Consider the following 18203-nt stretch of genomic DNA (forward strand, 5'->3'; position numbering starts at 1 on the left):
CGCCTAATTGGATCAGATAATGAGCCGATTATGCCGATTATTCGGCTCATAAGCCAGCACCCAAGACGCAGCCTGTCAAAAAATGGATAATGGCGGCCATCAGCTGATACAGCGAACGCACACACCCAAGCAGGCTCTTTACCCCATGGAAATCAAAGTTAATTTTCTCGACAACCTTCGCCTTGAAGCCAAGTTTGACGATTTTACAGTTATTACCGACCAGCCGATTCGTTACAAGGGTGATGGCTCAGCGCCCAGCCCTTTTGATTACTTTCTAGCCTCTTCGGCAATGTGTGCCGCCTATTTCGTCAAGGTCTACTGTAATGCGCGGGATATTCCCACGGATAATATTCGTCTGTCGCAGAACAATATTGTTGATCCTGAAAACCGCTACAACCAGATTTTCAAAATTCAGGTGGAGCTACCAGAAACGCTTTCTGACAAGGATCGCCAGGGTATTCTGCGCTCTATCGAGCGGTGTACGGTGAAGAAGGTGGTGCAAACCGGCCCGGAATTTCAGATAGAAACCGTGGAGAATCTGGATGAAGATGCTCAGGCCCTGTTGATGGCCGAGCCTAATCCCGACCAGCAAACCTGGATTGAAGGCAAGGATCGCCCGCTGGAAGAAACCATTGCCCGCATGTCGAAAATTCTGGCTGACCTGGGCATGAAGATTGAAATTGCTTCCTGGCGCAATATCGTTCCCCATGTTTGGTCGCTGCATATTCGGGATGCCGCCTCGCCCATGTGCTTTACCAATGGCAAGGGCGCGACCAAGGAAGCAGCTCTCTGCTCGGCACTGGGAGAGTTTATCGAGCGCCTGAACTGCAACTTCTTTTATAACGACCAGTTTTTTGGGGAAGAAATTGCTCACAGTGATTTTGTTCATTACCCCAATGAACGCTGGTTTCAGCCCGGCCCTGAGGGCGAACTGCCCAAAGAAATTCTTGATGACCACTGCCTGAGCATCTACAACCCGGAAGGCGAGCTGCTAGGCACACACCTTTTCGATACCAACTCGGGGCGCAAGGATCGTGGCATCTGCTCGCTGCCCTATGTGCGCCAGTCCGATGGCAAGGCGGTTTACTTCCCTTCCAACCTGATTGAAAACCTTTACCTGAGTAACGGCATGAGTGCAGGTAATACTCTGGTCGAAGCCCAGGTGCAGTGCCTTTCGGAAATTTTCGAGCGGGCGGTGAAAAAAGAAATTCTGGAAAATGAGCTGGCTCTGCCCGATGTGCCAAAAGAAGTCTTGGACGGCTATCCTGCCATTCAGGAGGGCATTCGTGCCCTGGAAGATCAGGGCTTTCCGGTGCTGGTTAAGGATGCCTCTCTGGGCGGCCAGTATCCGGTGATGTGCGTGACCCTGATGAATCCACGCACCGGCGGGGTTTTTGCCTCCTTTGGTGCCCACCCCAGTTTTGAAGTGGCACTGGAACGCAGCCTGACCGAGCTTTTGCAGGGTCGCAGTTTTGAAGGCCTGAATGACCTGCCGCCGCCGACCTTCAACTCCATGGAAATCACTGAGCCGAATAACTTTGTTGAACATTTCATAGATTCCAGCGGCCTCGTCTCCTGGCGTTTTTTCAGCAGCAAAGCGGATTATGAATTTGCCCACTGGGACTTCTCGGGTAGCAATGAAGAAGAAGCCGCCACCCTGTTTGGGATTTTGGAAGAACTGGGGTACGAAGCCTATATGGCGGTTTATCAAGACCTGGGAGCTCCGGTCTGCCGGATTCTGGTGCCCGGTTTTTCAGAGGTTTATCCAGTGGAAGACCTGATTTGGGACAACACCAATCAGGCCCTGGATTACCGCGACGATCTACTCAACCTGCATCGCCTGAATGATGAGCAACTGGCTGATCTGGTCGAGCGTCTGGAAGCAAGCCAGCTCGATCCCTATATGGACATCGTCACCCTGATCGGCATCGAGTTTGATGAGAATACCCCCTGGGGGCAGCTCACGATTCTGGAATTGAAACTGCTGATTCACCTGGCTCTTCAGCAACATGAAGCTGCCCTGGATGAAGTTGAAACCTTCCTGCAGTTCAACACCAATACTGTGGAACGACAGCTCTTCTACCGTGCCGTTCAAGCAGTGCTGGAAATCACTCTGGATGACGAGCTACAACTGGAAGATTTCCAATACAATTTAGGACGCATGTATGGCGAGGAAGTGATGGCGGCGGTCGTCGGCTCAGTACAGGGTGAGGTGCGCTTTTATGGCCTGGAACCCACCAACCTGCAACTGGAAGGCCTGGACCGCCACCTGCGCCTGATTGACAGCTATAAAAAACTGCATGCGGCCCGCGCCAGGAGTGCAGGCCAGGCTTAAACGAAAGAGGTTTGCGACTTGGGCCCGGATGCGGGAAAATAGCGGTTTTTATTCAGGAAAGGCGTTCACCCTCTTATGCCCCAGCAGCCTCGTTTGGCGATCAATGGTTATGGCCGTATTGGCCAATGCATTCTGCGTGCTTTTTTTGAGCGCGAAGACTGCCGGGGTATGCAACTGGTCGCACTGAATGAGCTATCGGACCTGGAAACCGTTGCCTATCTGACTCGCTATGACACCATTCATGGGCGCTTTCCTGGCAAGGTAAGCACGGCTAGCCAGCAGCTACTAATCAACGACCAAGCTTTACAGGTATTCTCACAAAGCCAGCCTGAAGATCTGCCCTGGCAAGAGCTGGATATCGACCTACTGCTGGAATGCTCGGGCAGCTTTCGTGACCGTGCCACAGCCGAACGCCACCTGGCCGCAGGGGCCAAGCGACTGCTATTTTCCCAGCCTGCCGAAGCGGATGTTGATGCCACTATTATCCACGGCATTAACCAGCAGGAACTAAGTGCAGACCACCAGGTGGTTTCTGCAGGCTCCTGCACCACCAACTGTGTCGTGCCTGTTTTGAAGCTGCTGGATGAGGCTTTTGGCATTGAACATGGCACCACGACCACCATTCACTCAGCCATGAATGACCAGCCGGTGGGGGATGCCTATCATCAGAACAATCTGCGTCTGACCCGTTCGGCTATGGCCTCGATTATTCCGGTGGATACGGGTCTGGCCAAGGGTGTTAGTCGCCTGCTACCGCATCTGGAAGGACGCCTTGAAAGCCTGCACCTGCGCGTTCCCACTCTGAATGTTTCGGCCATGGATATGACGCTCTGTCTGCAAAGAGATACCGATATCGCCGAGATTAACCAACTGCTCAAGGATGCCAGCCAGGGCTCACTCCAGGGCATTCTGGGCTATACCGAAGAGCCGCATGCTTCGGTTGATTTTAATCATGATCCCCACTCAGCGATCCTGGATGCCACTCAGACCCGGGTTTCAGGCAAACGCCTGGTCAAACTTCTATGCTGGTTTGATAATGAATGGGGCTTTGCCAACCGAATGCTGGATATCGCACTTCATTGGCTGAACACACCTTCTTCTAAAAACTAATAGCGACCAAGAGGACTACCCATGCAAGTCACCAAGATGACCGATCTGGATTTGAAAGGTAAGCGCGTACTGATTCGCGAAGACCTGAATGTGCCTGTCAAAGAAGGCAAGGTCACCTCCGATGCGCGTATTCGCGCCAGCCTGCCTACCATCAAAGCCGCGCAGGAAGCCGGAGCCAGCGTACTGCTAATGTCGCATCTGGGTCGCCCGGAAGAAGGTGTTGCCGATGACAAGAATTCTCTGGCACCTGTAGCCGAGCATCTTTCTGGCCTACTGGGCAAAGAAGTCAAACTGGTCAAAGACTATCTGAATGGCGTTGAAGTCCAGCCCGGTGAAGTAGTGCTGCTGGAAAATGTTCGCTTCAACAAGGGTGAAAAGAAGGACGATGAAGCCCTCTCGAAAAAATACGCTGCGCTTTGTGATATCTATGTGATGGATGCCTTTGGCACCGCTCACCGCGCCCAGGCCTCGACCCATGGTGTCGCGCGTTTTGCGCCAGTGGCCTGCGCCGGCCCCTTGCTTGCAGCCGAGCTGAGTGCCTTGGAAAAAGCCCTGGCCCAGCCCGCCCGTCCGATGGTTGCCATCGTCGGTGGCTCCAAGGTTTCCACCAAACTGGAAGTTCTTAACGCGCTTTCTGATCAGTGTGACAAGCTGATTGTGGGTGGCGGTATCGCCAACACCTTCTTGGCAGCCGCTGGTAAACCTGTGGGCAAATCCCTCTATGAAGCTGACCTGCTGGATCAAGCCAAGACGCTGCTTAATAAAGTGGACATCCCTCTGCCTTCGGATGTTGTGGTTGCCAAAGAATTCTCAGAAACAGCTGAAGCCACCATCAAGTCCGCCGATGATGTGGCTGAAGATGACATGATTCTGGATATCGGCCCCCAATCAGCCGCTGCCCTTTCTGCCTTATTAAAAGATGCTGGAACCATCCTCTGGAATGGCCCTGTGGGTGTCTTTGAAATTCAACAATTCAGCAGCGGCACCGAAGTGCTATCCAAAGCCATTGCTGAAAGTGAAGGTTTCTCCATTGCCGGTGGTGGTGATACCCTTGCCGCCATTGATAAATATGGTATTGCTGAGCAGGTTTCCTATATTTCCACTGGGGGCGGTGCTTTTCTGGAATATGTAGAAGGCAAGGTGTTGCCAGCTGTGGCTGCTTTAGAAGCTGCGGCCGCTAAGAGCTAGCGATAACCCGTACAAGGAATTCGGATGTTGCTTTTCAGGCTGTCCGCAACAGGACGTTGCGGCCGACCCACAAGGAAGTGGGAAGTGCAGAGATTCATCTGGAATGAATTCTGCCAGAGCTTACAGGGACGTATTTACGCGTCCTGAAAAAGCAACTCCGAATTACGTTTGCCGAGCCACAAGGAAACAGCTGCCTTGCTAAAACAGACATAATTAACCGATCAAACTAATTTAAGTAACCAACGAAAAGGTAAACAATCATGGCTCTGATCTCCATGCGCCAGCTGCTGGACCACGCCGCCGAATATGGCTATGGCGTTCCAGCTTTTAACGTCAACAACCTGGAACAGATGCGCGCCATCATGGAAGCAGCCAACCGCACGGATTCCCCCGTGATCGTGCAGGCTTCCGCCGGTGCCCGCAAATACGCCGGTGCGCCCTTCCTGCGCCATTTAATTCTGGCTGCTATTGAAGAATTTCCTCATATCCCCGTGTGTATGCACCAGGATCACGGCACCAGCCCCAGCGTTTGCCAACGCTCCATTCAACTGGGCTTCAGCTCGGTGATGATGGATGGCTCTTTGGGTACAGACGGTAAGACTCCCACCAGCTATGAATACAACGTTGATGTTACCCGTCGCACTGTCGAGATGGCGCATGCTTGTGGTGTTTCTGTGGAAGGTGAGCTGGGCTGCCTGGGTAGTCTGGAAACCGGCCAAGCGGGTGAAGAAGATGGTATTGGTGCCGAAGGCACACTTAGTCACGAACAGATGCTGACTGACCCGGAAGAAGCGGCTGATTTCGTCAAAAAAACGGGTGTGGACGCTTTGGCTATTGCCATCGGCACCAGCCACGGGGCTTACAAGTTCACCAAGCCACCCACAGGTGACACCCTGGCCATCAGCCGCATCAAGGAAATCCATGCGCGGATTCCTCACACCCATCTAGTTATGCATGGTTCTTCTTCTGTGCCACAAGAATGGCTGGAAGTTATTAATGAATTTGGCGGCAAGATTCCAGAAACCTATGGCGTTCCCGTTGAAGAAATTGTTGAAGGCATTAAGCACGGCGTTCGCAAGGTGAATATTGACACCGACCTACGCCTGGCTTCCACCGGTGCAGTGCGTCGTTTCCTGGCTGAAAATCCAGCTGAATTCGACCCACGCAAATTCATGAAGGTCTCTCAGCATGCCATGGCTGATGTCTGCATCGATCGCTATGAAGCCTTTGGCACAGCCGGTCATGCCAGCAAAATCCGTGCACTGAGCCTGGATGAAATGACAGAGCGCTACCTGAGTGGCGAACTGGAGCCGAAGGTCAACTAACTCCGCTAGCTATCAAGAAGTGTAGTCATTTTAGATGGCTGCACTTCTTGAACTTATGAAACCTGCCGAAAACGAATAACCAGCTCGTGCAGGTCATCAGAAACTTCCTTTGATCTTTCTATCTTCTGGCTAGCCTGCTGATTTTTTTCCTTACAACTGGTAGCCAGATCAGCAATCTGCTCAATTTGAGTATTCACATCTTCCGCAACATGGCTTTGCTCTTCCACTGCTGTTGCCATCTGGGTCGCCATTTCTGAAATTCTTTCTACTGCATCAGCAATGGACTCAAGCATTTCTTCAGCTTCAGCAACCTGCCTGACACTTTGCTCAGCCTCTTCCGTACCCTCACGAGCCACCACAACCGAGCTTTTTGCTTGAGTCTCTAAGCTAGCAACAATGGAACGTATGGTATTTGTTGATTCCTGGGTACTGGTTGCCAAATTCCTCACTTCATCAGCTACCACGGAAAAACCACGACCATAATCTCCGGCACGCGCAGCCTCAATCGCCGCATTTAATGCCAATAAATTAGTTTTCTCAGCAATCTGTTCAATAATTTCTGCTGCCGCTGCTATCTCATTCGTTTGTTCAGCCAAATTATCCACTGAATGACTAATCCCAAACACCTTGGCCCTTAGATTCCCTATTGCATCCCGACTAGCTGCAGCCACTTCACGTCCTTTTACTGCCAGCAGTCTGGCTCTATCCGCTGTTGATGCGGTTTCCTGAACATTATTTGAAATATCATTAATTGCCGTAGTCATTTGATGCATTGCCGTTGCAACCTGCTGACTTTGATCATGCTGTTGCGTGATTTCGTGTCGTGCATTCTTGGCCAAACCCAGTCCTTGATGACACTGATGGGCCACTTGCCCCGAAGCATCTTCCATGCGAGTTAACACCGCATCCAAGTGTGCTTTCATACTTAAAATGCCAGCATAAACCTGGCCGCTCGTTCCTTTACTTGATGTATAAGTAGCGGCCGCCAAAGGGTGCATAAACATTCCTTTAAGAACGGCTTGTAGATTTTTCAAAGTTTGGTGATGTTTTAAGTGTAAAAAGGCAATCAAGATAGGCAAAAGTAGAATTTGACTGCCAAATCCCCACCAGGGATTTAGCATAAAAGACAGCAGAAAACCGAGTAACCAAGCAATTGAAATTAGCCCGAAGGCTAAGCTTAAGGGGGGCAGTGCCCAGCTTGGTTTTTTTTGTTTAAGTTTGCTATACAGACGTTCTGCACGCTGAACATCTTCTCTATTGGGACAGGAGCGCACTGATTCATAGCCGACAACTTTGCCTTTATCAGTCACAGGAGTGATATAGGCACTGACCCAGTAATAATCACCGTTTTTACAGCGGTTTTTGACCAGGCCCATCCAAGGCTGTCCTGCCTGTATAGTCTTCCAAAGCAGCTCAAAAGCTTCTTCAGGCATATCGGGGTGACGAACAATATTATGGTTCTGACCAATTAGCTCTTCCCTGCTAAAGCCACTAATTTCTGCAAAGGCATCATTACAATGAACAATGATGCCACGTAAATCAGTACTGGAGATCAGTTTCTGATCTGGTTTCATCAAGGCTTCATTTTGGGTAATAGCTCCGTTATTGCGCATTTTAATCTGACTCCTCAAAGCTCTTTATAAAATAAACTAGAGCACTTGAGTCAGATAAGCCAGGAGCTACTCTTTAGTGCGACACAACTCTGCAGGCATCCACAGGCTTTGCATCATGTAAGCTTTGAATTCCTGGGTGTAGTTCTGTTGATCCAGGGCCACTTGCATGCACTTCAGCCAGGCGTCTCTTTCTTCTGGGCCTATATCTAAGTGAGCATGCGCTTGGGGAATGACGATAGGTCCGTATTTATCACGGTAGCGGATGGGACCACCCAGCCAGCCGCACAAAAACAGGCTGAGCTTATCTTCCAGCTCACTTAGATCCTCTTTATGCATGGCCCGAATAGTAGCAGCCTCCGGCAATTCATCCATGGCTTGGTAAAAGGCCTGACAAAGTTTGCGAAGCCCCTGTTCACCACCAGCGGCCTGGTAGGAAACATCCTCTTCTCCAAAGTAGCGCTGTGAAAGGGGATCAAGTATTCGAGGCGGCGTTTTGCGCATCTTTCAATAAACCTATAAGTTGCGGCAAGGGTAGTGGATAGCTGAAGTGGTAACCCTGGCCAACATGGCAGCCAGCTTCTTCCAAGAGCTTGCGCTGGAGGGCTGTTTCCACACCTTCGGCAACCACTTGCATGCCCAACCCCTTGCCCAAACCGATGACTGCAGAGATGATGGCCGTATTACTGTCATCTTTAACCAAATCCTGAACGAAGCTTTGATCGATCTTCAGGGTATTAACAGGAAAATTACGTAAATAGGCCATGGAGGAGTAGCCGGTTCCAAAGTCATCAATAGCCAATCTAACGCCCAAGCTTCTGAGTTCTTGCATGGTGTTGATCGCTTTTTCCACTTCTTCAGCAACCATGCTCTCAGTAATCTCTAGTTCTACTTGCTCAGGTTGAATGCCAGTAGCTTGAATGGCTTCCTGAATCAGGCTACCCAAACCGGGACGTTGAAATTGGCGCATGGACAAATTAACTGCAACTTGCAGCGGGTAGCCAACAGCTTTGCTCGCAATCTGTGTATCTTGCAAAGCTTGGAATAGAATCCAGCGCCCCAAGGGGTTAATTAACCCTGTGTCTTCTGCCAGCGGAATGAACTCCCCGGGGGTGATCATTCCCTCATCAGAGGGCCAACGGATCAGAGCTTCCATCCCCGTTATCCAACCAGTAGTTAGGTCTTGTTTGGGCTGGTAGTAGAGTACAAACTCTTGATTAGCAATAGCATTGCGCATGCGGGTTTCCATACGTACCCGGCGTGCACTGCTGATATTCAAATCTTCCGAGAAGAAGCGGTAACCACCTTTACCATCTCTTTTCACCTGTTTGAGAGCAGACTCAGCGCACTGCAGCAAAGCATCTTCGTTATCGGCATTATCTGGATAGACAGCGAGACCCAGACTTGCTGAGATATAAACTTCTTCTCCTTCTATATAAAAAGGAGTCTCAAAACAACTTAATAGGCGCTCTGCAACAATACCTGCATCGTCTGGTTTGCGTAGCTCACTAAGGATAAATGAAAAGTCATCACCACCCATGCGAGACAAAAGATCAGCATCTCGTTCTTGCCTTTGCTCCTGACGAGCCAGCAAGTCAGTACATCGGATCGCACCCTGTAATCGATGGGCAATTTCAATAAGTAAGCAATCACCAGCCGCATAACCAAAGGCATCATTGATGAGTTTGAAACGATCCAGGTTCAACAAGACCAAACCGGTTCTTGAGTTATGGCGGTTTGAAATATTGAATTCATGACCAAGACGGTTACGAAATAGCAAGCGATTGGGCAAGTCTGTCAAGGGGTCATAGTGAGTTAAGTGCTCCAGTTCAGCCGCACTGGAATCCTGTTCCGTTAAATCACTGAATAAGGCAAAAAAGTTTTCAATGTTGCCTTTAGCATCCTTGATGGCCTCCAAGCTCAAATGCTGGAGATAAGCGGTGCCTTCAGCCCGATAGGCCCAGATCTCACCTTCCCATACCCCTTTTACTTCCAGCTCTTTCCAAACCTTACTGTAGAAATCAGGATGATGGCGTCCAGAAGGGTTAAGGTCTGTAATCTGACCCAAGGCTTGCTTTTTATCGATACCGGTTAGCTTTTGATAAGCTGGGTTTACATAAAGGATGCGCCTATCAGCATCAGTAATAACTAACGCGTGGCGCAACTTATTTGCTAGAGCAACCAACAAGGGACTCTTCACTGGGTCGTCATGCCGCTGCTCTGTTGGCAATCTTTCCATGCTCATTTCTCTATAATCCTTGTGGTCAAGTCAGACCAAGTTATCAAGCTTTAGACTGACTGTCATTGATCTCAGCCAACTGCTGTAGCTCTTCCTTAAAATGCGCTATTTTTTCATCCTTATGCTTCCAAATACCGCCGATCCAGTCATGAAATTCCTTGCGAAAATCCCTGTCTTCCTGGTAATTGCCTTCACAAATTCGGGTCGGCAGTGGCTGCTGCTCAATATCGATAATAACGCGTCCTACCTGTCCACTTAAGAGCTCCCAGAAACTGGGCGCGCGCTTACCTGGGTAGACAACGGTAACATCCAGGAGGCTATCCAGCTGTTTACCCATAGCATTCAGGGTAAAAGCCACTCCACCGGATTTGGGCTTCAACAAATACTGATAGGGCGAGTTCTGGCGCTGGTGTTTTTGAGGGGTGAAACGCGTGCCTTCCAAATAATTCACCAGAGCCACTGGCCGTCCCTGCAACCGATCGCATGCCTTGCGCGTGATGTCCAAATCCTTGCCCCGCAACGCAGGATTTTTAGCTAACTGCTCCTTAGTGTAGCGGCGCATAAAAGGATACTCCAGTGCCCACCAGGCCAAGCCCAAAAAGGGAACATAGAGCAGTTCACGCTTTAAGAAAAAAGTAAAAAAAGGTGCCTTGCCATGGATGGCGGCAATCAAAGCAGGAATATCCACCCAGCTTTGGTGGTTACTGATCACCAGTACTGACTTATCACGACTCAACTGTTGTTGACCGCGTATATCCCAGTGAGTTGGTGTACAGGCCTTAAAAATGAAGACATTGATTGATGCCCAGGTACTGGCAATCCAGCGTACGGCTTCAAAGCAAAAGTCTCTGAAAGCAGGCACGGGAACCAGCAGCTTCAAAAGGGCAAACACCATCAATGGGACAATACCCACCAAAGTATTGATCAAGAGCAAAACAGACGTCAGGGTTCCAGTCAGGAGATATCGCATCTTTATCCTCAAAGCGTTATTCTATTTTTATTAAGTGTCCATTAACAAAAGCACTTAAGCCTACAAAAAGTATGTTATTTTGTTACGGAGTCAGCATGGCATCTTTACAAGACCAATTAAGTCGTCTGGTCTATTCTACCGAGCAGGGCGATCTATGTCCTGCTTGCAATGAACCAAAAAATGCCTGTAAGTGCGAACAAATCGCTGATCAGGAACGCCTCAGTCAATTAGACGGCATTGTCCGTATCCGCCGTGAAACGGCTGGACGCAAAGGTAAAGGAGTCACAACGGTTACCGGTGTCCCACTAAGCCGTCCAGACCTAAAGAAGCTAACTGCTGTACTAAAAAAACAATGTGGCACAGGCGGTGCACTTAAAGATAATGTTATTGAAATTCAGGGCGATCAAAGGGACAAAGTTCGCGAACTTCTGCAAGCCAGAGGCTTCAAGGTCAAGCTAGCTGGCGGCTAAACAAATCGAGCTCCTGTTGTGAGATTCAAGCTTTTTATTGTTATTGGTCTAGTTATGATCACCGGTTTCCTACTGACTCAGGCAACTGGACAGATTCTTGCATCCCAATTACCGACCCGTTTTTTTGAAGAATATGGTGCGGTAATGCTCGTCATTGATCCGGAAACAGGGGAAATACGCCAAGCCAACCGGGCTGCAGCCAATTTCTATGGTTACAGTATCGAAGACCTGCAACGCATGCGTATCCAGGATATCAATGCTCTGGACCCTGAAGATGTTGCCTTAGAGCGTGAGCTGGCCCGCCAGGAGGATCGTAACTATTTTGTTTTCCCGCACCGTTTGGCCGATGGTGAAATACGAACCGTTGAGGTGTATTCCTGGCCTTTGGAAACCGATGAGGGTGAAACCTACCTCTTCTCGGTAGTTATCGATATTTCCGGCAAAAAGATCGCAGAAGCCAGTATTCTGGAATATAAGGATCGTTTGGAGCGTTTAGCCGAACACCGCTACCAGGCTTTAGCTGCGTCCCAGCAACGCAACTTACAGTTTATGTGGCTGGCAATTCTGACCCAGTTGCTGGTAATTTCTTTACTCGTTTGGAATATTCTCCATCGCCGCCAGGCCGAAAAAAACCTGCAAGAAAAAACCATAATACTAGAAGGATTGCTGAACTCTATTCCTGACTTGATCTTTTTCAAAGACAAACAAGGCAAGTACCTAGGCTGCAATCAGCAATTCGCTAATTTCCTGAAGAAGAATCCTGAACAAATCCTGGGCAGCTCTGATTACCAATTGTTTGAAGATAAGCATGCCAAAGCTTTCTACCAAACAGATACCCAGGTTTTAGCAAACCGCCAACAAGTCCATACCGAAGAATGGACACGCTTTCCTGATGGGAGCAATCGATTGTTAGACAAAATCAAGGCTCCTCTCATTGATAGCCACCAGGATTTCATTGGTGTACTTGGTATCAGTCGAGACATTACTGAACGGCACGAAAGTGAGCAGCGCATTAAGTTTTTGGCTTATTTTGATCCCTTAACCAATTTGCCCAACCGCTACCTATTCCAAGAAAAATTTGCCGAAACCTGCAAGCGTCTTAGTAGTAGTAATGAGCTGGCTGCGCTGGTAATTATCGACCTGGATCACTTCAAGAATATCAATGATGCGCGCGGCCATACCACAGGCGACCGTTTATTAATAAGCCTGGCCAATCGCCTTACTGAACTCTTGCAGGAGCATGAAGCCCTTGCTCGCTTTGGTGGCGATGAATTTGTTCTCTTACTAACCGAAGACATCAGTGAATCCCTTGAACAAAGCAAACTCAAGTTGCAGCAGCGCCTGGAAGACTTCCAAACTGCCTTGGCACAACCTCTTGAGATTAATGATCAGGGAGAGTTCTTACTCAGCAGCAGCTTAGGTGCCACCCTCTTTACCAATGCTGAACCTAGTTTTGACGCTCTACTGAAAGAAGCTGACATAGCGCTTTATGCCGCCAAAGAAGCAGGTCGTAGCACCTGGCGTTGCTTCGAGCCCAGCATGCAAAAACAGGTTGAAAAACGTTTTGAGCTGGAAGGGGAGCTGCGCAAAGCACTGGAAGCCGAGCAGTTTGTGCTCTATTTACAACCTAAAACCAATCGTGATGGACACGTTTATGGAACTGAATCTCTTGTCCGCTGGCAGCACCCTGAAAAAGGCCTGATTCCACCCGATGCTTTTATCCCCTTGGCTGAAGATACCGGCTTGATACTGCCACTGGGTGAATGGGTGTTAAAAGAAACTTTGAAGCTAATGCCCACACACCCCCAGCTTTGTTTTGCTGTTAACATCAGCCCGCGTCAATTTAGAAACCCCGATTTTGTCAACCGTGTTAAGACTCTACTTGAAGAAACAGGTGCTGATCCTAACAAACTGACTTTAGAGGTTACCGAAGGCCTGCTAATTACTGATTTCAAACAGTCTTCTAAACGCATGGCAGCCCTTCAGCAGCTCGGTATTAGCTTCTCAATTGATGACTTTGGTACCGGTTATTCTTCACTTTCTTATTTGAAAAAGCTGCCCATCAATGAGCTGAAGATAGATCGTTCCTTTATCAAAGACCTTCCAGAAGATACCAGTGATGCCCTGCTGGTAGAAACCATGATGGCCGTAGCCCAACACCTGGATTTAGCCGTGGTTGCTGAGGGAGTGGAAACCCAGGCTCAACGGGATTTCCTTTATTCATTGGACTGCAACCTACATCAGGGTTATTTTTATGGGAAACCCGAACCAGCTGCACAACTTCTGGCCCGCTTGAAGGATTGAGATCTATGCCAGCAACCCCTTTGCAATCCCTGCTCAAGGGATTGCTAATCTGTGCTTTGTTATTAGTGCTACCGGTAAAGGCTTCAGGCCCCGTGCAGTCAGCAGAAGCTGACCTGCAACAACAGCTAGCCGATCTACGTCGCCAACAACAACAGCTGGAAGCCCAATCAACTGAGCTTGAAGAACAATTGGAAGCCCTGGGCAATAGCCCTCTGGTCTACCAAGTGCTACAGCAGCAACGCGCCAACTTGCCACGTCTGGATGCTCAACCCGACCTATCTGAAGCCTTGGCCGAGTTACGACTCAGGGAGTTTGCGCTTAGCCAGCAACTACGACTGACTCGAGCACAGGATGAAGATATTTCTCACCTCTTGTTGCAACAACAGCATTTACAGCAACAACGTAAACTGCTGATCAGCCTGCAACAAGAGCAGATAGAGCTACTGGAAACCACTCAGCATCTCAAACAGGACATTGATGAGCGCCTCTTCTGGATACCCAGCAATCCACCCATGACACTGGGTTGGTGGCAACAGCTGCCGGGTAACTTTGTGCAATTAGGAAAAAATCTGGACGATTATCTAGCCCAACCCGAAGAGTTCAGTCCTCGTTGGTCACTATTTTTGCTCTTAGCTATACCAGCACTGGCTTTGTTGATCTGGCGAAAAAAGATCCGGGCCTATTTGGATCAGTTGAATGACCAAGCCTCTGCAGTAGCTGAAGTCCCCGTGTCTCCTTGGCTCACTTCCCAAGCTCTGGCTCTGAATTTTGGGCAACTACTGCCCTTGCCACTGGCTCTTCTGGCCTTAGCCCAGCTCTTGCAACCTCCCTCAGAAAGCAGCTTTGCTCTAGCTGATGCTCTGGTTGCTTTGGCATTGAGTGGCTTGGTGGTTAGCCTGGTTCACCAATTGATTAAACCTTCGGGCCTGGCAGAGCAGCTATTAAACTGGTCACCGGATACCCTGGCTCATTTACGTAGCTTTATTGCCCCCCTGGGCTGGCTACTGATCCCGGCCAGTTTTATTTTGGCTATCCTGGAAAAGCAATACCTGATGCTGCCCGAAGACCCTCTAGGGCCTTTGATTCTGATCGCTTTGGGATTACTGCTGGCCGAACAGTTTGGGCGCCTTATGTGGCGGCTACCCCCGCTCTATTCATCTCCTTTACTGCACTGGCTGATTACCTTACCGCTGGTGACTTTACCCCTGACTCTGGCCACTATCACCAGCCTGGGGTACTACTACTCGGGTTTGCAATTAACGACCCAGCTTCTGGCAACCCTCTATTTACTGGTTGCCTGGGTCATTACCGAAGCGACTCTTTACAAGATCATTCACCAAACCACAGCCCGTTTGGCGCATGAGCGTGAGTTGGAAGAAGAACAGCTGCGCTTGGTTACAGAGCAAGCAGGCTCAGGTGAAGAAATGGCCCTAACCACCAGCCCGCTGCCCAGACTGGAAGTTGACCAGATTCACCAGCAGTCTTTGCGTCTTGCCCGCTTTTTGTTACTGATAGGTTTTGGCAGTCTTTTTTATTGGGTTTGGTCGGATCTTTTCACGGTCTTCAGCTACCTGGACACCCTCAATCTGCCCTTTAGTATTAACGACCTGCTGTTGGCTGCTTTTATTCTGGTGTTCACTCTGTTTTTAGCAGGCAACCTGCCCGGTCTGTTGGAAATTCTGGTCCTTTCCCGCCTGCAATTACAGCAAGGTAGCGCCTATGCAATTACCAGCCTGCTGAACTATGCAATCACGGCTACCGGGCTCGTCTTGGTCCTGGCAACCCTGGGGGTAAGTTGGGATAAGCTGCAATGGTTGATTGCAGCCTTGAGTGTCGGTCTGGGCTTTGGCCTTCAGGAAATTTTTGCCAACTTCATTTCCGGGTTGATTTTGCTGTTTGAGCGCCCGGTACGCATTGGCGATGTCGTCACTCTGGGCAATCTATCTGGGCGGGTGCGTCAGATACGAATTCGAGCCACCATCATTACTGATTTTGACCGTAGAGATATTATCGTTCCCAACAAGAATTTTATCACCGGGCAATTGGTTAACTGGTCACTAGCAGATACGGTCACCCGAATTATTGTGAAGGTTGGTGTGGCCTATGGCTCGGATCTCGATAAGACCCGAGAAATTTTGCTAGAAGCAGCTCAAGTCAATGAGCGGGCGCTCACTGATCCGGCTCCCCAGGTGCTCTTCCTGGAGTTTGGAGATAGCACTCTCAATCATGAGCTGCGCCTTCACGTTAAAGAGCTGAGTGACCGCAATCCGGCCATTGACGAAATCAACCGCTTTATTGATCGCCGTTTCAAAGAGGAAGGCATTGAAGTAGCCTTCCGTCAGTTGGATATCCACCTACGCAACTCTGAAGGTGTCGAAAAGCTGGTTGCAGTCAAGACCCCTAACTAATCCAGAGGGGTCAGGGGCGCAAAGCCTAGCACCAGCCACTTTTCGCCAACGCCATCAAAGTTGATCAGTAGGCGGGTCCGGTCACCTTCACCTTCGGCATGCAGGATAATACCCTCGCCGAATTTTTTGTGGCCAACCCGCTGACCCACACGCAGACCGGAAGTGTCGGCTGAGCCACCAGGGGCCAAAGGGTTGCCAGCACCACCCAGAGTCGCAGGGCGTGGCCGACCACTGGGTGACTGCATGGGGCGACTAACGGCAGCGCGCAGACGCACTTCTTCCAAGAGTTCGACCGGCAGTTCATTCAAAAAGCGGGAGGCCCGGTTAAATTGATCGCGACCAAAAATGCGTCGATTTTCAGCATAGGTCAGGTAGAGGGTTTTCATAGCCCGGGTAATACCGACATAACAAAGCCGCCTTTCTTCTTCCAGACCATCCGGGGAGCTCTCCATCGCCATCATATGGGGAAACAAGCCTTCTTCCATACCCACCAAAAAGACCAGAGGAAACTCCAGGCCTTTGGCCGTGTGTAGGGTCATCAGCTGCACTGCATCCTGGTTCTCTTCAGCCTGGTTATCTCCTGCATCCAGGCTGGCTTCCGTCAGAAAAACCGCCAGAGCTTCCCGGCCTTCCAGATTGACCAGTTTGGCATCCTGGTCCTCTTCAAAGGGCAACACTGGCTCATACTGCTGAACGGCTGAAACCAGCTCTTTCAAGTTTTCTACCCGAGCCTGCCCCTTCTCACCTTTTTCCTTGGCATGAAAATCAATCAATCCGGATTTTTCAATCACCGTATCCACCGCTTCATGCAGCGTCAGACTCAGGGTTTCTTCATCCAGGCTTTCAATCAGCTCAACAAAGGCTTTGACTTTATTCGTTGCCCGCCCCAGCTGTTCTTTTGCCAACAGATCCAAAGTGGCATCCCAAAGGCCGCTGCCTTCATCACGGGCATGCTGACGGAGTTTATCGAGACTGGTATTGCCTATGCCGCGTGTCGGAGTGTTGATCACTCGTTCGAAAGCAGCATCATCCTGGCGATTTACCAAAAGGCGCAGGTAACCCAGAGCATTTTTGATTTCCAGGCGCTCATAGAAACGCTGACCGCCATAAACCCGGTAGGGCATTCCCTGACGCAAAAAGGCTTCTTCCAGAGCGCGTGATTGAGCATTGGAACGATAGAGGAGGGCACATTCACTACGCAGCCCTCCCTCACTCACATGCTGTTGAATAATATCGACAATAAAGCGGGCTTCATCCTGCTCATTGAAGGCCGCATAAACACGAATGGGGTCACCTGCCTTATCATCTGTCCAGAGGGACTTGCCCAGACGCCCGGCATTATTTTTGATCAGTGCATTGGCTGCATCCAGAATAGTCGAAGTAGAGCGGTAGTTTTGCTCCAGTCGCAACAGTTGGGCTTCTGGAAAATCATCCGTGAAGCTTTGAATATTTTCAATTTTTGCACCGCGCCAGCCATAGATGGACTGGTCATCATCACCCACGGCCATAATTCGCCCTTCTTTACCCCGCAGCAGGCGCAGCCAGGCGTATTGCAGACCATTGGTATCCTGAAATTCATCGACCAGCAAGTGGGCAAAGCGCTGACGATAATGACGCTGTAAGGGTTCATTATCACGTAGCAACTCCAAGGCCCGCAGGAGCAACTCAGCAAAATCAACCAGACCCTGGCGCTGACAGATATCTTCGTAAATTTGGTAGAGCTCCAGCATCGCCCGCTCAAATTCGCCCCGAGGCAGAACATGGGCTGCTCTTAAGCCTTCATCCTTCCAACCATTGATCATGCCCTGCAACTGCTTAGGTGGGTAGCGTTCAGAATCCACACCCTGATCTTTTTGGATGCGCTTAATTAAACGCAGTTGATCATCCGAATCCAGGATTTGGAAAAACTCAGGCAACCTGGCTTCCCGCCAATGGGTTCGCAGCAAACGGTGAGAAAGGCCGTGAAAAGTACCCACCCACATGGAACGCAGGCTCATTCCCAATAAAGCTTCCAATCTCAGGCGCATTTCCTTGGCCGCTTTGTTAGTAAATGTAACCGCTAAAATTTCATAAGGCGAAAAACCATCATTACGAATCAGCCAGGCAATACGCTGGACCAGTACTCGGGTTTTGCCACTACCCGCTCCAGCCAGTACTAGCAGATCCTGAGGAGGGGCCGAAACAACTTCCGCCTGAGCAGGATTAAGGTCTTTCAATAGGGGGGAATCGAGCAATGAAGGCATG

At 49.8% G+C, this 18203-nt stretch carries 12 protein-coding genes; 7 read left to right on the forward strand and 5 right to left on the reverse strand.

Features of this window, described 5'->3' with window-relative positions:
- The first annotated feature begins 145 nt into the window (after positions 1–145).
- The 4 genes from BM185_RS10470 to fba all read left to right on the forward strand — a co-directional run bounded on the left by BM185_RS10470 (position 146) and on the right by fba (position 5958).
- A complete protein-coding gene (locus BM185_RS10470) occupies positions 146–2335 on the forward strand; it encodes an OsmC domain/YcaO domain-containing protein (RefSeq protein ID WP_091963882.1) in 2190 nt (729 codons plus the stop codon).
- A gap of 75 nt (positions 2336–2410) precedes the next feature.
- Positions 2411–3445, forward strand: coding sequence for a type I glyceraldehyde-3-phosphate dehydrogenase (locus tag BM185_RS10475; protein ID WP_091963213.1), 1035 nt, complete (start codon positions 2411–2413; stop codon positions 3443–3445).
- A gap of 21 nt (positions 3446–3466) precedes the next feature.
- Positions 3467–4633, forward strand: a complete 1167-nt coding sequence (locus tag BM185_RS10480) for a phosphoglycerate kinase (RefSeq protein ID WP_091963216.1) — start codon at positions 3467–3469, stop codon at positions 4631–4633.
- Positions 4634–4893: 260 nt separating this feature from the next.
- A complete protein-coding gene (gene fba / locus BM185_RS10485; protein WP_091963219.1) occupies positions 4894–5958 on the forward strand; it encodes a class II fructose-bisphosphate aldolase in 1065 nt (354 codons plus the stop codon).
- A 53-nt stretch (positions 5959–6011) separates the two neighbouring features.
- Here fba and BM185_RS10490 read toward each other — a convergent pair whose 3' ends face one another.
- From BM185_RS10490 to BM185_RS10505, 4 genes are all read right to left on the reverse strand, one after another.
- Entirely contained in the window at positions 6012–7571 is a 1560-nt protein-coding gene (locus BM185_RS10490; protein WP_091963222.1) for a methyl-accepting chemotaxis protein, read from the reverse strand.
- A 66-nt stretch (positions 7572–7637) separates the two neighbouring features.
- Positions 7638–8072, reverse strand: a complete 435-nt coding sequence (locus tag BM185_RS10495) for a group II truncated hemoglobin (RefSeq protein ID WP_091963225.1) — start codon at positions 8070–8072, stop codon at positions 7638–7640.
- Positions 8044–9813: a putative bifunctional diguanylate cyclase/phosphodiesterase gene (locus tag BM185_RS10500; protein ID WP_091963228.1), complete on the reverse strand. Its 1770-nt coding sequence runs from the start codon at positions 9811–9813 to the stop codon at positions 8044–8046. Before BM185_RS10500 ends, BM185_RS10495 begins: the two co-directional genes overlap by 29 nt.
- A 37-nt stretch (positions 9814–9850) precedes the next feature.
- On the reverse strand, positions 9851–10777 hold the full coding sequence (locus tag BM185_RS10505; RefSeq protein WP_091963231.1) for an acyltransferase: 927 nt from the start codon (positions 10775–10777) through the stop codon (positions 9851–9853).
- 95 nt (positions 10778–10872) lie between these two features.
- Between BM185_RS10505 and BM185_RS10510 the strand changes: the two genes are divergently transcribed.
- Genes BM185_RS10510 through BM185_RS10520 form a run of 3 tightly spaced genes read left to right on the forward strand, consistent with a single transcriptional unit; the run spans position 10873 to position 15959 of the window.
- Complete coding sequence (locus tag BM185_RS10510) at positions 10873–11247, forward strand: translation initiation factor Sui1 (protein WP_091963234.1); 375 nt, start codon at positions 10873–10875, stop codon at positions 11245–11247.
- A 54-nt stretch (positions 11248–11301) separates the two neighbouring features.
- Complete coding sequence (locus BM185_RS10515) at positions 11302–13551, forward strand: sensor domain-containing protein (protein WP_091963237.1); 2250 nt, start codon at positions 11302–11304, stop codon at positions 13549–13551.
- A gap of 5 nt (positions 13552–13556) precedes the next feature.
- On the forward strand, positions 13557–15959 hold the full coding sequence (locus tag BM185_RS10520) for a mechanosensitive ion channel domain-containing protein (RefSeq protein ID WP_091963240.1): 2403 nt from the start codon (positions 13557–13559) through the stop codon (positions 15957–15959).
- Here BM185_RS10520 and uvrD read toward each other — a convergent pair.
- Positions 15956–18202 carry a DNA helicase II gene (uvrD, locus tag BM185_RS10525; protein ID WP_091963243.1) on the reverse strand — a complete coding sequence of 749 codons (2247 nt, stop codon included), beginning with the start codon at positions 18200–18202 and terminating at the stop codon, positions 15956–15958. The two genes, BM185_RS10520 and uvrD, sit on opposite strands and share 4 nt — an antisense overlap.
- Position 18203 lies beyond the last annotated feature (1 nt).

This window comes from Marinospirillum celere, from assembly GCF_900112235.1.
GTDB classification, from domain to species: domain Bacteria; phylum Pseudomonadota; class Gammaproteobacteria; order Pseudomonadales; family Halomonadaceae; genus Marinospirillum; species Marinospirillum celere.